Annotated in this window: 16 protein-coding genes; 9 read left to right on the top strand and 7 right to left on the bottom strand. The window is 65.7% G+C overall.

Annotation, left to right across the window (positions count from 1 at the left end):
• Window positions 1-21: 21 nt before the first annotated feature.
• Window positions 22-624 (bottom strand): septation protein A, encoded by a 603-nt coding sequence (locus CO669_RS15415; RefSeq protein WP_097660639.1) that lies wholly within the window; start codon window positions 622-624, stop codon window positions 22-24.
• 126 nt (window positions 625-750) lie between these two features.
• A complete protein-coding gene (ftsY, locus tag CO669_RS15410) occupies window positions 751-1,698 on the bottom strand; it encodes a signal recognition particle-docking protein FtsY (RefSeq protein ID WP_097660638.1) in 948 nt (315 codons plus the stop codon).
• 60 nt (window positions 1,699-1,758) lie between these two features.
• Here ftsY and CO669_RS15405 point away from each other — a divergent pair, with 60 nt between their 5' ends.
• Entirely contained in the window at window positions 1,759-2,460 is a 702-nt protein-coding gene (locus CO669_RS15405) for an RluA family pseudouridine synthase (protein WP_198964044.1), read from the top strand.
• A gap of 151 nt (window positions 2,461-2,611) precedes the next feature.
• On the top strand, window positions 2,612-3,721 hold the full coding sequence (locus tag CO669_RS15400; protein ID WP_097660637.1) for a DUF2336 domain-containing protein: 1,110 nt from the start codon (window positions 2,612-2,614) through the stop codon (window positions 3,719-3,721).
• Between the two features lie 147 nt (window positions 3,722-3,868).
• Here CO669_RS15400 and mtaB read toward each other — a convergent pair whose 3' ends face one another.
• Window positions 3,869-5,122, bottom strand: a complete 1,254-nt coding sequence (gene mtaB / locus CO669_RS15395) for a tRNA (N(6)-L-threonylcarbamoyladenosine(37)-C(2))-methylthiotransferase MtaB (protein ID WP_097660636.1) — start codon at window positions 5,120-5,122, stop codon at window positions 3,869-3,871.
• The gene (gene dapF / locus CO669_RS15390) at window positions 5,122-5,997 is read right to left on the bottom strand and encodes a diaminopimelate epimerase (protein WP_097660635.1); all 876 of its coding nucleotides are present in this window, start codon (window positions 5,995-5,997) and stop codon (window positions 5,122-5,124) included. Before dapF ends, mtaB begins: the two co-directional genes overlap by 1 nt.
• A 259-nt stretch (window positions 5,998-6,256) precedes the next feature.
• On the opposite strand from dapF, the gene CO669_RS15385 reads away from it, so the two are divergent.
• Together CO669_RS15385 and CO669_RS15380 are read left to right on the top strand one after the other, a co-directional pair.
• Window positions 6,257-7,036 (top strand): GyrI-like domain-containing protein, encoded by a 780-nt coding sequence (locus CO669_RS15385; RefSeq protein ID WP_097660634.1) that lies wholly within the window; start codon window positions 6,257-6,259, stop codon window positions 7,034-7,036.
• 5 nt (window positions 7,037-7,041) lie between these two features.
• Window positions 7,042-7,758 carry an SIMPL domain-containing protein gene (locus tag CO669_RS15380; protein ID WP_198964032.1) on the top strand — a complete coding sequence of 239 codons (717 nt, stop codon included), beginning with the start codon at window positions 7,042-7,044 and terminating at the stop codon, window positions 7,756-7,758.
• Between the two features lie 184 nt (window positions 7,759-7,942).
• Here CO669_RS15380 and CO669_RS15375 read toward each other — a convergent pair whose 3' ends face one another.
• Both CO669_RS15375 and CO669_RS15370 read right to left on the bottom strand, forming a co-directional pair.
• Window positions 7,943-8,353 carry a hypothetical protein gene (locus CO669_RS15375; protein WP_245444317.1) on the bottom strand — a complete coding sequence of 137 codons (411 nt, stop codon included), beginning with the start codon at window positions 8,351-8,353 and terminating at the stop codon, window positions 7,943-7,945.
• A gap of 173 nt (window positions 8,354-8,526) precedes the next feature.
• On the bottom strand, window positions 8,527-9,591 hold the full coding sequence (locus tag CO669_RS15370) for an MBL fold metallo-hydrolase (RefSeq protein WP_198964031.1): 1,065 nt from the start codon (window positions 9,589-9,591) through the stop codon (window positions 8,527-8,529).
• Between CO669_RS15370 and CO669_RS35965 the strand changes: the two genes are divergently transcribed.
• The 4 genes from CO669_RS35965 to rimM all read left to right on the top strand — a co-directional run bounded on the left by CO669_RS35965 (window position 9,506) and on the right by rimM (window position 12,452).
• Entirely contained in the window at window positions 9,506-10,015 is a 510-nt protein-coding gene (locus tag CO669_RS35965) for a hypothetical protein (protein ID WP_198964045.1), read from the top strand. The two genes, CO669_RS15370 and CO669_RS35965, sit on opposite strands and share 86 nt — an antisense overlap.
• On the top strand, window positions 9,967-11,511 hold the full coding sequence (gene ffh, locus CO669_RS15365) for a signal recognition particle protein (RefSeq protein ID WP_097660632.1): 1,545 nt from the start codon (window positions 9,967-9,969) through the stop codon (window positions 11,509-11,511). The genes CO669_RS35965 and ffh overlap by 49 nt, the downstream gene beginning before the upstream one ends.
• An 86-nt stretch (window positions 11,512-11,597) precedes the next feature.
• Window positions 11,598-11,930, top strand: a complete 333-nt coding sequence (gene rpsP / locus CO669_RS15360) for a 30S ribosomal protein S16 (RefSeq protein ID WP_014438992.1) — start codon at window positions 11,598-11,600, stop codon at window positions 11,928-11,930.
• A 9-nt stretch (window positions 11,931-11,939) separates the two neighbouring features.
• The gene (rimM, locus tag CO669_RS15355; RefSeq protein ID WP_097660631.1) at window positions 11,940-12,452 is read left to right on the top strand and encodes a ribosome maturation factor RimM; all 513 of its coding nucleotides are present in this window, start codon (window positions 11,940-11,942) and stop codon (window positions 12,450-12,452) included.
• On the opposite strand, the gene gcvA is transcribed toward rimM, so the two are convergent.
• Window positions 12,449-13,369 (bottom strand): transcriptional regulator GcvA, encoded by a 921-nt coding sequence (gcvA, locus tag CO669_RS15350; RefSeq protein WP_198964030.1) that lies wholly within the window; start codon window positions 13,367-13,369, stop codon window positions 12,449-12,451. The two genes, rimM and gcvA, sit on opposite strands and share 4 nt — an antisense overlap.
• Before the next feature lie 127 nt (window positions 13,370-13,496).
• Between gcvA and CO669_RS15345 the strand changes: the two genes are divergently transcribed.
• Window positions 13,497-14,717, top strand: a complete 1,221-nt coding sequence (locus CO669_RS15345; RefSeq protein ID WP_097660629.1) for an MFS transporter — start codon at window positions 13,497-13,499, stop codon at window positions 14,715-14,717.
• The last annotated feature ends 35 nt before the right edge of the window (window positions 14,718-14,752 follow it).

The following is a 14,752-nucleotide window of genomic DNA, read 5'->3' as shown; positions in this document are numbered from 1 at the left end:
CCACATCGCGCGGAGAGGCCCTCACCCCTTGCTCACATCCCCCGCCTCGGCCTCGCTGGTCTCCAGCGAGACCGGCTCGATGTGGTATCGCTTGGTCAGGGGCATCTGCGCAATGGCGAAGATCATGGTCAGCGGGGTCACGCCGAACACCTTGAAATTCACCCAGAAGTCCGTGCTTTGCGTGCGCCAGATGATCTCGTTCAGCACCGCCATGCCGGCGAAGAACAGTGCCCAGCGCAGCGTGAGAATGCGCCAGCCCTGCGGCGTCAGATTGAACACCTGGTCGAACATCACGGCGATGAAGGAGCGGCCGAACAGGAGGCCGCCGCCGAGGATCGCGGCGAAGAGGCCGTAGATGATGGTGGGCTTGACCTTGATGAAGGTCTCGTCGTGCAGCACCAGGGTCAGCGTGCCGAACACCAGCACGATCACGCCCGTCACGATCGCCATGATCGGGATGTGGCGCGTCACCGCGTAGGAAGCGACCATCGCCACGACGATCGCGACCATGAAGGCGCCGGTCGCCGCGAACAGATTGAACTTCGCGTTGACGAAGAAGAACACGAGCAGCGGACCGAGTTCGGTCGCGAGCTTGAACAGCGGATGCGGCTGGGTCTTGTCCATTACCTGACCTTTGTTGCTGTCATCACCCGCGAAGGCGGGTGATCCAGTATTCCGAGGCGTCTCGATCGATAGCTGGCGGCGCGGCGTACTGGATGCCCCGCCTACGCGGGGCATGACAAAAGAAACCTACGATTCGATTCCGGCGATGGCGCGGGCGAAGTCGCGCGCGGTGAATGGCGCGAGATCGTCGACGCCTTCGCCGACGCCGATGAAGTGCACCGGCAGTTTGAATTTTTCAGCGAGCGCCACCAGGATGCCGCCGCGCGCGGTGCCGTCGAGCTTGGTCATCACGAGGCCGGTGACCCCCGCCGTGCGATGGAAAGCCTCGACCTGCGACAGGGCGTTCTGGCCGACGGTCGCATCCAGCACCAGCAGCACGGCATGCGGCGCCGTGTCGTCCACCTTGCGGATGACGCGCACCACCTTTTCGAGCTCGTTCATCAGCTCGGCCTTGTTCTGCAACCTGCCGGCGGTGTCGATCAGCAGCACGTCGACATTCTGCTCCTTCGCCGCGGTCAGCGCGTTGAAGGCGAGGCTCGCCGAATCCGAGCCCTGCGCGCCCGCGATCACCGGCGTCTTCGTCCGCTCGCCCCAGACCTTCAATTGCTCGATCGCTGCTGCGCGAAACGTGTCGCCGGCGGCCAGCATCACCTTGCGGCCTTCCGATGCGAATTTCTGCGAGAGCTTGCCGATGGTGGTGGTCTTGCCGGAGCCGTTGACGCCGACGACGAGAATGACGAACGGCTTTTTCGCCGCGTCGATCACGAGCGGCTTGGCCACCGGCGCCAGCACCTTCTCGACCTCGGTGGCGACGACGTCCTTGACCTCGTCCGCAGAGATCGCCTTGTCATAGCGCCCGGTGCCGACCGCATCCGCGATCCGCACCGCAACTGACGTGCCGAGGTCGGCGCGCAGCAGCACATCCTCGATGTCGTCGAGCATGGCGCGGTCGAGCTTGCGCTTGGTGACGAGGTCGGCGACCGCGGTCCCGAGCGAGGACGAGGTGCGCTTCAGCCCGTTGGACAGGCGGCGCCACCAGCTCAGCTTGGGGGGATCTGACGTGGTATCGTTCATGGCGGGGGTGTGTTAGCCGTTCCCGCCCCCAAACGAAAGTCTTGACCGAAAGTCTTGCAATTGCTCGATGTTCCCCAATTGACCGCCGAGGAGATCCAGGCACGCGTGCTCCACCGCGACGGCCTGATGCTGATCATCGACAAGCCGGCCGGCCTGCCGGTGCATCGCGGTCCCAAAGGCGGTCCCAATCTGGAAGATTCCTTCCAGGCGCTGTGCTTCGGCCTGCCGCGGCCGCCGGTGCTGGCCCACCGGCTGGACAAGGACACCTCCGGTTGCCTCGTGCTCGGCCGCCATCGCAAGGCGACCGCCTCGCTCGGCCTGCTGTTCAAGCATGGCAAGATCGGAAAGACCTACTGGACCGTGGTCGAGGGCGGCCCCGCCGAGGACGAAGGCACCATCGACATGCCGCTGGGACGACTCAATGCCGAGCGCGGCTGGTGGCAGAAGCCGGACCCGGAAGGCCAGACGGCGATCACCAACTGGAAAGTGATGGGCCGGGGCGACGGCTTCACCTGGCTTGCCATGGAACCGGTGACCGGCCGGACCCATCAATTGCGGGTGCATTCGTCGGCCACGGGCTGGCCGATCTACGGCGATAACATTTACGGCAACGGCCCGCGCTTCGGCGAGCCGAAGCTGCATCTGCATTCCCGCGAGATCGTGGTGCCGATCTCCCGGAACAAGGAGCCGGTCCGCGTCGTGGCGCCCGCCCCACCGCATATGCACGAGAAGCTCAGGGCTTGTGGGTGGAATGGTGAATAGCCGCTGCGGGGCAAGCGCAGCTCGGGTGCAGCGGCACCTCGCCGAAGCGACCGCGCCCCGTCCCATGGTTTACGAAACGTTCAGTGCTCGTCCGTAATGATTGCGGTTGCTTAGAACAAGCTTCTGTAACCGCTCAGGACGAGCACGCGTCATGTCCACGGCCGGGCTATCGATCATCGACGAGGTCGAATCCGCGATTCGCACCGGCTCGCCGGAAAAGGGCCTGGCAACGGCCCGGCGCGTCACCAATCTGTTCCTCTCCTCCGCCGGCAGTTTCGACGACGAGCAGATCGCGCTGTTCGACGAGGTGCTCGATCGCCTGATCGGGACCATCGAGCTGCGTGCGCTGGCCGACATGGGCGCACGCATCGCGCTCGCCGAGATCAGCGCGCAACTGGCGCCGGTCGCGCAGGCGCCGCCCTCCGTGATCCGCCGCCTTGCCAGCAATGACGAGATCCGCATTGCCGGCCCCGTGCTGCAGGAATCGGCCCGCCTCGACGACGGCGAACTGGTGAAAATCGCCTCAGCCAAGGGCGAGCCGCATCTGCTTGCGATCGCCGGCCGCTGGTGGCTGAAGGAGATCGTCACCGACGCTTTGCTGGCGCGCCGCTATCCCAGCGTCAGCCGCAGGCTCGCCGCCAATCCCGGCGCGCGCGTCTCCGGAAACGGATTTTCCGTCATGGTCGCCCAGGCCGAGGCGGATCCCGAGCTGGCCGTGAGCGTCGGCGTCCGTGTCGACCTGCCCGCGGAGCTGCGCCGCCGGTTGCTGCGCTCGGCGAGCGATGCCGTGCGCACCCGCCTGTTGTCGCGCGCGCCGCCGCATCTGTTCGAGGAAATTCAGAGCGCGATCGCCGCCGTCACCGCCGGTGTCGACCGCGAGATGTCGGGTGTCCGCGATTTCGAGGGCGCCAAGCGCGCCATCGCCGGTCTCAAGGCCACCGGCCAGCTCAGCGAAGCGACGCTGTCAGGCTTTGCCAAGCAGCGGCGCTATGAAGAGACTGCCGCGGCCCTCGCGGCCTTGTCCGGCTCCACCGTCGAGGTGATTCGGCCGCTGATGCAGAGCCTGCGCGAGGACGGCCTCCTGGTGCCCTGCAAGGCGGCGCAGCTCAGCTGGGAAACGACAGCCGCCGTGCTCGAATGCCGCTTTGCGACCGGCGCGATGAAGCCGGCAGACCTTGAAAGAGCGCAAGGACATTACGCACGCATGACGGCGGAGAATGCCAAGCGCACGCTGCGGTTCTGGCAGGTCAGGGCGTTGTAGCGGGGCGATTGAGGCGTTGGCGATTGCCACGATTGACGCTGTCATCACCCGCGAAAGCGGGTGATCCAGTATTCCAGAGTCGCCAGAGATTGAATCGAGAAGCCGCGGCGTACTGGGTCGCCCGGTCAAGCCGGGCGACGACACTGCCTACGTTGTGAGCCGCTCACCATCGCTGCCGGCAATCACCCGCCGCACCACGCTGCCCACGCGCTCGCCCGCAATCGCTACCGGCAGATAGTGCTCGGTCCGCCCCTGGCCTTCGCTCTCGATCAATACCTCGCGCGTGGCGCCGATCTCGGCTTGCAGCCGCTGGCGCAAGGCCGCTTCACCTGCCGCGCGCAGCCGCTTCGCGCGCTCCTTGATCGCACCGCCAGCGACTTGCGGCATCTTTGCCGCCGGCGTGCCGGGGCGCGGCGAATAAGGGAAGACGTGCAGGAATGTCAGGCCGCATTCCGCGACAAGATCGAGCGAGCGCGAGAACATCTCGTCCGTCTCGGTCGGGAAGCCCGCGATGATGTCGGCACCGAAGACGACGTCGGGACGCAGCCGGCGGACCTGGTCGCAGAAGGCGATCGCATCCTGCCGCGAATGCCGGCGTTTCATGCGCTTCAGGATCAAGTCGTCGCCGGATTGCAGCGACAGGTGCAGATGCGGCATCAGCCGCGCATCAGCCGCGACGGCATCGAGCAGATCGTCATCCGCCTCGATCGAATCGATCGAAGAGATGCGCAGGCGCTTCAGCTCCGGCACGTGCCGCAAAATCTGCTTCGTCAGCATGCCGAGTTTTGGCGCGCCCGGCAGGTCAGCGCCGTAGCTGGTGAGGTCGACGCCGGTCAGCACGATCTCGGCATGGCCGCGCTCGGCCAGCATCCGCACCTGCTCGACCACCGCGCCCATCGGCACCGAGCGCGAATTGCCGCGGCCGAACGGAATGATGCAGAAGGTGCAGCGATGGTCGCAGCCGTTCTGCACCTGCACGAACACGCGCGGCAGGCCGCGCGCATAGCCGTCGACGAGATGGGGCGCCATCTCCGTCACGGCCATGATGTCGCTGACGGCGATCTTCTCGCTGACGCCGAGATCGAACGCATCGCGCGTCTCGCGCCAGGCCTGGCTGCGCATCTTGTCGTCATTGCCGACGACGCGGTCGACCTCGGCCATGTCAGCGAACATGCCGCTCTGCGTCTGCGCCGCGCAGCCGGTGACGATGATGCGCGCCTCGGGGCGCTCGCGCTTCAATTTGCGGATCGATTGCCGCGCCTGCGCCACCGCCTCGTTGGTGACGGCACAGCTGTTGATGACGATGGTGTCTTCGAGCCCCGCAGCTTCCGCCTCGCGGCGGATCACCTCGGCCTCGAAAGCGTTGAGGCGGCAGCCGAAGGTGACGATGTCGACGGCCATCAGGCGGCCGGCGCGAACAGCGCCGGATCGAACTTGCCCTCATATTCGAAGGTCGCCGTGCCCGTCATCAGCACGTGGTCGTCGCGCTCGCGCCATTCGATGCCGAGCTTGCCGCCGGGCAGCGTGATCTCCACGCTGCGCTCGGCCCGCTTCAGCCGCGCCGCGGCGACCGCCGTGGCGCAGGCGGCCGAGCCGCAGGCCTTGGTCAGGCCGGCACCGCGCTCCCAGGTGCGGATGGTGATGTGCTTGTCATCGACGATATGGGCGAGCGTGATGTTGGCGCGCTCCGGGAAGATCGGATGGTTTTCGAGCAAGGGACCGAAACGCTCGAGATCATAGGCGTTGACGTCATCGACCCAGAAGATCGCATGCGGATTGCCCATGCTGACCACGGAGGGCGAATGCAGGATCGGATTGTCGATCGGCCCGATCTGCAATTCGATGTAGCGGGTGTCGCGGAACTCCTCCGCCAGCGGAATGTCCTGCCAGCCGAACTTCGGCATGCCCATGTCGACCGTGTAGAGATCGGGCGCCGGGCCCTGCCAGGCATTGAGCAGGCCGGCAGCGGTCTCGAACGTCGCATTGGTCTGCCCGTTCTTCTCGAAGATGCGCCGCACGACGCAGCGCATTCCGTTGCCGCAGGCGCCGGCCTCCGAGCCGTCATTGTTGTAGATCCGGATGAAGGCCTCGGTGCCGTCGAGCCGTGGCTTCTGCAGCACCATCAGCTGGTCGTAAGCCACGCCGCCGTTCGCGGACGCCACCGCGCGGGCGTCGTCCGGCGTCACCTTTGCCGTGGAGTCGCGCATGTCGACAACGACGATCTCGTTGCCGATGCCGTTCATCTTGGCAAATGCGTGATTGGCCAGCGCGCTCATGAAAATTCCCGAATTTCGCCTGTCTTATATGGCGATCCTTGCCGGCTTGGCCAGTGTTTTGCCGCCGGGCGCCGGCAAGCCGCCAAGAGGCCTGCCATGACGCATCTGTCATGGGACGAATTTGGCGCTCGCGTGTTAGAACGGCGAAAGTTGGCGCGAAGCGGGATGTGCGGCCGGGCGCAACGCGGATTGGCCGTGGTGGTTAAGGCCTTGGTGGTTAAGGCCTTGGCGACCAAGGCCTTGGGGAGAATAAAACAAAATGTTCAGGTTTCGTCGTCTCGCTCTGGCTGCGCTGATTCCCGCAGCGGCCTTGTCGCTCAGCCTGCCCAAGGTTCTGGCGCAGACCCCGAGCCCCGCACCGGCCGCCTCGGCAAGTCCCTCGCCGGCCCCGTCGGCCTCCCCCTCCCCGGCGGCGAGTGCCTCGCCCGCACCTGCAGCCACACCCTCACCCGCTCCGTCGCCCGCGGCCAGCGCGTCGCCGGCCCCGACAAATTCACCTGCGCCCGCCGCCAGCGCCTCGCCGAGCCCGACAGCGCCGCCACCGGCCGCCGCCGCAACCCCTGCCCCGGTGCAGACCGCCGATCCGTTTGGCCTCGAGACCACGCTCGAGGCCAAGAAGGTCGTGATGGTCAAGGGCACCGCGAACTGGGACTCGGCCTTCGACACGCTGATCGACGCCTTCAAGGCGCTGAACACGCTCCTGGACAAGCAGGGCATCAAGCATGCCGGCAATGCCATGATCGTCTACACCTCGACGGACGACACCGGCTTCACCTTCCTTGCCGAGATCCCGGTCGAGCAGGATCCCAAGAACTTGTCCAAGGACATGAGCATCGGCAAGTCGCCAGAGGGCAAGGTGCTGAAATTCGTCCATCGCGGCTCCTACGACAACATGGACAACACCTATGAGGCCATCACCAATCACCTCGACGACAAGAGGCTGGAGGCCAAGGACACCTTCATCGAGGAATACCTCACCGATCCTCTGAAGACCGCCGAGGACAAGCTCGTGATCAACGTTTTCGTACCGCTGAAGTGAGACTGATGAAAAAGCCTGCCGTACTTGTTGCCTCCCTTGCCGCCGTTCTTGCCGCCACGCTGCCGGCAACCGCGTTTGCCGACGATGTCGTCTCCGCCATTTCGGTGAGCGGCGAAGCCACGATCTCCGCGGCGCCTGATCTGGCGCAGATCGACGCCGGCGTCGCCAACGACGCCAAGTCGGCGAAGGAAGCCTCCGATGCCAACAACGCCGCGATGGGCAAGGTGCTGCTGGCGCTGAAGGGCGCCGGCATCGCCGAAAAGGATTACCAGACCTCGCGCCTGTCGTTGCAGCCGCAATACGGCCAGAACAAATCCACCGGCGCGTCCCCGGTGGTCGGCTTCCGCGCCAGCAACCGCGTCACCGTGAAGATCCGCGACGTGACCAAGGTCGCCGGCATCATCGACACGCTGGTCAGCGCCGGCGCCAACGACATCGGCAACATCTCCTTCGAGGTAACGCAGGCCTCGAAACTGCTCGACGATGCGCGCGAGCAGGCGGTGGCCGATGCGCGCCGCAAGGCCGAGATCTACGCCAAGGCCACCGGCGTTACGCTTGGCGCCCCGCTCAGCGTCTCCGAGGGCGGCGCGCCTGTGCCGCTGTTCAAGGGCCGCATGGCCGCACCGATGGCCGTCGCACCGCAGGCCGCGGTTGCGCCGGGCGAGGAGACGCTGTCGGTGACGGTCAATGTGAGCTGGGCGATCAAGGCGAAGGAACAGTAAGTCTCGTGTCCCGGACGCGCTGCAGCGTGAAACGCTGCTGCGCAGAGCCGGGACCCAGAATCCTACACGGCACATCGCGGCTGCATGGGCCCCGGCTCTGCAGCGCACCGCTGAAGTAGCGCTGCGCTGCGTCCGGAGCACGGGCTAGATGCACCGCGAGACCTAAATCTCCATCAGCTCCCGATCAATCATTCACGCTGATATCCGTAAAAAGGAAGCCCGCCTTCGTCTTGGTAAAGACGAAGATGTCCTCATAGCAGAAGATGGAGTAAGTGTCAGTATTGCCTTCCTCCCGCTCGTAGCGGGCCTTGCCGCGCTGGATGCACGCGCGGTTCTTCGGCGTGAACGAGGTCCGATAGGTCTTGGCGCCAAATTGCGCGGCGTCGCGAATTTCCTTGTCGTTCATGAACGGCAATTGCGTCATACCGGCGACGGCGGCGGAATCGTTTGCCTTCAGCGCCGCGCGAAACTTCTCGATGAAGCCATCGAATTCCTTCTGCAGGACAGGAGAAGCGACGGCGTCATTCGCCTGGGCGACGGCCGGAGCAAGGTTCACGAGAGCGGTCGCAAGCACAATTCTCAGCAAAAATCCCACAGGCCGGCTCCATCCATCGATCAATCAAGGTCTTCCGACCAAAGAAATCCATGGTGGTTTGTTGCGTCACGGGCTTTCTGGTTCAACGGCGCAGCGCCGCACGCACTTGTCGCCATGAGAGCAAAGCGGACATCGCTTTCGTCGCATCACGCCGGGTTTATGGGTACACGATCTTAGATCTCCACCACCTGCCCCGGCTTCATCGCCACAAACTTCTCCTGCGGAATCTTTGCCGCATCGAGCGCTTCGACCAGCGCTTTTGCCGGCGCATCGATCGCCTCATCCGTCAGCTGGAACGTGCCGTGATGATGCCCGAGCGCTTGTTCTGCGCCGCAATCGCCGAGCGCCTTCACCGCGTCTTCCGGGTTCATGTGCTGGTCGCGCATGAACCAGCGCGGCTCGTAGGCGCCGATGGGCAGGATGGCGAGGCGCAGCTTGCCGTGCCTCTCGGCGACGCGGCGGAAATGCCGGCCATCGCCATAGCCGGAATCGCAGACGACGTAGATTTTCCCCGCCGGCGTCTCCAGAACGAAACTCGCCCACAGCGCCTTGTTGCGATCGAACACGCCGCGCGCGGTCCAGTGCCGGGTCGGCACCAGATGCGCGACGATGCCGCCGCCGAGCTCGACGCGGTCGTGCCAATCGAAGGCTTCGACCTTGATGGTGGGATCGGAGCTGCGCATCGTCACGTCGTTGCCGAGCGGGGTGACCACGCGCGGTGCGAAATTCTTCGTAAGCCGCGACAAGGTCGCGATGTCGAGATGGTCGTAATGGCCGTGCGAGACCAGCACGACGTCGATGTCAGGCAGCTTGTCAAACGCGATGCCGGGATCGTTGTGCCGCTTCGGGCCGGCAAAGCTGACCGGCGAGACCCGCTCCGACCAGACGGGATCGACGAGGATGTTGAGTCCGCCGGCCTGGATCAGCCAGCTGGCGTGGCCGACGAAGGAGAGCCGCACCTTGTCGCCGTCGACCCGCTCCGGCGGGGTGTCCGCGTGGGGGCTGGGGGCCCAATCCGGCCATTGCGCCCGCTGCCGCTTGCCGCCGAACTGCCAGCGCAGCACCTCGCGCAGCGACTTTGGCGGCGTGCCGTCCGGATCGAAGAAGGTCAGGCCGTCGAAATGGTCGGAGACCGGGCCATCATAGGTTTTCATGCTGGACATCCAGAGGGAGGGAACACCGACCAGCGCGCCGGCACCGGCAAGCAGTCCGAAAACGCGGCGGCGGGTGATCGGCACGGGCGGGCTTCTAGGAACGGTCGGGGCGGTAAGGCATCACCGCTATATGGGCGGGGCCGCCCAAAAAGGAACCCGTCGCCGGAAAGTTCGCATTTTCAAGGTGTTGCCCTGGTGGAGGAACCCCGGCGCCCTAACTTTCCTTGACTTTTGGGTGGGAGCGGCGTTTAACCCCGCCACTTTCTCGGAAAGGCTTTCTTTTCGACCCGCCGACCGGCCCTTGAGACCGGAGGTCAACGCCCGACAGCGCTGTGCGCCCTCGGGCGTAAAGGTGTTTGGAAGATCGTTTGCCGAGGAAGTGGTCATCCCCCGCGAAGGCCGGGTCATGACAGTGGTGAACGCGGCAACCCTGCGCGAGCAGGACAAGGGACAACGGCATTGTTCGACAATCTGTCGGAACGGCTTGGCGGAATTCTCGATCGTCTGACGGGGCGCGGTGCGCTGACCGAAAAGGACGTCGATGCCGCAATGCGCGAGGTACGCCGCGCGCTGCTGGAGGCCGACGTCGCCCTCGAGGTGGTCCGCAGCTTCACCGAGCGCGTCCGCGAGCAGGCGATCGGCGCCACCGTCGTCAAGTCGGTCACCCCCGGCCAGATGGTCGTCAAGATCGTCCATGACGAGCTGATCAACACGCTCGGCGCCGAAAGCCAGAGCATCGACGTCAATTCCGTGCCGCCGGTGCCGATCATGATGGTCGGTCTGCAGGGCTCGGGCAAGACGACCACCACCGCAAAGCTCGCCCGCCGCCTGGTCCAGCGCGACAAGCGCAAGGTGCTGATGGCCTCGCTCGACGTCTATCGCCCGGCGGCGATGGAGCAGCTTGCCGTGCTCGGCCGCGACCTCGACATTCCCACGCTTCCGATCGTCGCCGGCCAGCAGCCGCCGCAAATCGCAAAACGCGCGCTGGAAGCCGGCAAGCTCGGCGGCTACGACATCGTGCTGCTCGACACCGCCGGCCGCACCACGCTCGACGAAGAGATGATGGCGGAAGCAGCGGCAATCAAAGCCGCAGCGAACCCGCATGAAGTGCTGCTGGTCGCCGACAGCCTCACCGGCCAGGACGCCGTGAACCTCGCGCGCGCGTTCGATCAGCGCGTCGGCCTCACCGGCATCGTGCTGACCCGCGTGGACGGCGACGGCCGCGGCGGTGCCGCACTGTCGATGCGCGCGGTCACCGGCAAGCCGATCAAGCTGATCGGCACCGGTGAGAAGACCGACGCGCTGGAAGATTTCCATCCCGACCGTATCGCCGGCCGCATCCTCGGCATGGGCGACGTGGTTTCGCTGGTCGAGCGCGCTGCCGCCAATATCGACGCCGAGAAGGCCGCCCGCACCGCCGAGCGCATGCGCAAGGGTCAGTTCGACCTCAACGACATGCGCGAGCAGCTGCTGCAGATGGCCAACATGGGCGGCATCAGCGGCCTGATGGGCATGATGCCCGGCATCTCCAAGATGAAGAACCAGATCGCGGCGGCCGGCATCGACGACAAGATCCTGAAGCGCCAGGTCGCCATCATCGATTCCATGACGCGCGACGAGCGCCGTCATCCTGATGTGCTGAAGGCAAGCCGCAAGAAGCGTATCGCGGCAGGCAGCGGCCAGAGCGTCGAGCACGTCAACAAGCTGCTCAAGATGCACCGGAACATGGCCGACGTGATGAAGGCCATGGGCTCGGGCAAGCGCGGCCCGCTCGCCGGCATTGCGCAAGCCATGGGCTTTGGCGGCGGCATGAAGATGCCCTCGCCGGAAGAGATGAAGGCGATGCAGGAGAAGATGCAGAGCGGCGGCGGTGGCCTTCCGAACCTGCCAAAGGATCTGCCGCCCGGTCTTCGCACCGGCCTGCCGAACCTTCCCGGACTGACCGGGATGAGCGGCAAGCCGACACTGCCGGGTCTCGGCGGTTTCCCGGGCAAGAAGAAATGAGGAATTCGTCGCGACGGGATCGCACCGGTCTCGCGTGACGCGGAATACCAATCAACCGAACAAAACGTACTTTGAAGGAGAACTAGATGTCCGTCGTCATCCGCCTCGCCCGCGCAGGCACCAAGAAGCGTCCCGTCTATCACGTCGTCGTCGCCGACTCGCGTTTCCCCCGCGATGGCCGCTTCATCGAGCGTCTCGGCTATTTCAATCCGCTGCTGCCGAAGGATAACGAGACCCGCCTGAAGCTCGACATGGACAAGGTGAAGGCCTGGCTCGCCAAGGGCGCGCAGCCGTCGGATCGCGTGTCGCGCTTCCTCGATGCCGCCGGCGTCAAGAAGCGCGAAGCGCGCAACAACCCCGAGAAGGCCGTGCCGCGCAAGGAGCGCAAGGCGCAGGCCGAAGCCGCTGCGAAGGGCTAAGGCCAGATCATGTCGGCGCTGGTCTGCGTCGCGCGGATCGGCGCCGCGCATGGTGTGCGCGGTGCAGTCAAGCTGTGGACTTTCACGGAAGATCCGCTTGCCGTGCGCCGCTACGGTGCGCTGCTGTCCAAGGACGGCAAGCGCCAGTTCGAGGTCGCCCAGGCCCGCGAGGCCAAGGACCATCTGGTCGCGACATTCAAGGGCGTCACGACCCGCGATGAGGCCGAACGCCTCAACGGCATCGAGCTCTACGTCGCGCGCGAAAAACTGCCCGCGACGGACGAGGACGAATATTACCACACCGACCTGATCGGGCTGGACGCCGTCACCACTGACGGCGGTGCGCTCGGCCGCGTGCTCGCGATCCATAATTTCGGCGCCGGCGACATCATCGAGATCGCCCCCCTGAAGGGACCGACGATGCTGCTGCCGTTCTCGAATGCGGTGGTGCCCGAGGTCGACCTCAAAGGTGGCCGCGTCGTGATCGCGCTGCCGCAGGAAATTGAAGGCGAGGAGCGCTAACTCCGCCCCGCCGTCTTTCGTCCCTGCTGCTCCAGCCAATCGCAAAACACCGCGCGATGCGGATCGTCGTCGCGGCCTTCGGGAAAATACGCAAAGTAACTGCGCGCCGGCAGGCTGATGTCCGGAAACGGCGTCACCAGGCGCCCCGCCGCGAGATCGTCCGCGATCAGCGCCGTCGGCCCCATCGCGACGCCGAGACCATCGAGCGCCGCCTGAAGCGTCAGGTAGAAATGATCGAAGGTCAGCGATGCCGCGCCCTCCAGCGCCGACTCGCCGGCATCGGTCAACCAGTCGCGCCACAGCCGCGGCATCGAGGTGACGTGCAGCAGCGTATGCCGGCTGAGATCCGCGACGTCTTTCAGCGGCATCTTTTCAAGTAGCGCGGGACTGCACACCGGCAGCCGCTGCTCCGACAGCAGGAAGCGCGACGCAAAGCCGTGAAAGGTGTCGGGCCCGCCGCGGATCACCACGTCGAACAGCTCGGGCAACGCGTCCACCTGATCGTTCGACGTCGACAGCCGCACCTCGATATCGGGATGCTCCGTGCGAAACTTCGTCATGCGCGGCAGCAGCCAGCGCAGGCTGAAGGTCGCGAGCGCGTTGACGCGCAGCACCGCGGCCGGCGCCTCGCCGCGGCGCTTGCGATGCTGCTGCACAGCGGCCGAGACGCGATCGAGCGCGGGAGCGAACTCCTGGAGCAGCGCAGCGCCGGCTGGCGTCAGCACCACACGCCGCACCGATCGGCGGAACAGCGCGGGCGGCCCGAGCCAGCTCTCGAGCAAGCGGATCTGCTGACTGATCGCCCCATGGGTCACGCCGAGCTCGACGGCGGCTTCCTTGAAGCTACCGAGCCGGGCGGCCGCCTCGAAGGCACGGACGGCATTCAGCGGCGGCAGGCTGCGGCGAGGAACGAACATGGGCACACGATAGAATTTCTAGCACATGGTGCGATTATTACTGGTTTGTGACAGTTCCTTGAAGGCCGCATAGTGAGCCGCGAAGCACTTACACAACCTTATCTTTCGACGAATCCCGGTTCGCGCCTTGGCAATCCTTCCTTCAAATTTTCTATCGCAATCGCAAACAACAGCACCCGATGGAAGCACACTGAGCAAGCCCCGCCGCACGCTCGCGGCAACTGGCGTCAACCACGCCCTGCACGACGGCTATACCGACCTGATCTACGTGCTGCTGCCGGTCTGGCAGGCCGAGTTCGCGCTCAGCTATGGGCTGCTGGCGGTGATGCGGGGGCTGTATTCCGGCGCGATGGCCGGCCTGCAAATCCCGGTCGGTCGTCTCGCCGAGCGGATCGACGGGAAGATCCTTCTTGCCCTCGGCACGGCGCTGGCGGCGCTCGGCTATGTCTGCGCCGGACTGTCCGGCGGCGTCGTGGGACTTGGGCTTTCGCTGCTGCTGTCCGGTGCGGGTTCGAGCACGCAGCATCCGCTCGCCTCGGCCGCGGTGGCGCGCGCCTATGGCAAGGCGGCGCGCGGACCGCTCGGCATCTACAATTTCAGCGGCGATCTCGGCAAGGCAATGCTCCCCGCGCTGACTGCGATGCTGCTGGTGGCGATGTCGTGGCGGCACGCCTTGCTGCTGCTCGCGATCGCGGGCCTGCTCGTCGCCGTCGCAATCGCGCTGCTGATGCCCGCCGTCGGCACCGGCACCACGCGTAAAGCGACGCCCTCACAAGTCGAACACACAGGCCGTGGCGGTTTCTCCTGGCTGCTCGCGATCGGGATTCTCGACAGCGCGGTGCGAATGGGTTTTCTCACCTTCCTGCCGTTCCTGCTGCGCGACAAGGGTGCCTCGCTGCCGACCAGCGGCGTTGCGCTCGCGATGCTGTTCATCGGCGGCGCCGCCGGCAAGTTCACCTGCGGTTGGCTCGGCGAGCGCGTCGGCACGATCCGCACCGTGCTTCTCACCGAAGGCGGCACCGCGCTGCTGATCGCAGCCGTCCTGATGCTGCCGCTCACGCCGGCCATCATCGTGCTGCCGCTGCTCGGGGTCATGCTCAACGGCACGTCCTCGGTGCTCTATGGGACGGTGCCCGAGCTCACCTCGTCGCACCGGACCGAACGCGCCTTCGCGCTGTTCTACACCGGCACGATCGGCTCGGGCGCGATCGCGCCGGTGCTCTACGGCTTTCTCGGCGACGCGCTCGGCCCGGCATTGGCCACGGCGGCAACCGCCGCAACGGCGCTCGCGATCTGTCCGCTGGCGCTGGCGCTGTCCTCGCATCTGTCGGGCGCGCAGCGGACCTGATCCGTCTCGCGCGGGGCCTCGACCTCTCGGCCGCA

It is taken from the genome of Bradyrhizobium sp. Y36, assembly GCF_002531575.1.
GTDB lineage: Bacteria > Pseudomonadota > Alphaproteobacteria > Rhizobiales > Xanthobacteraceae > Bradyrhizobium.
This window is presented reverse-complemented; position numbering and strand designations above follow the sequence as displayed.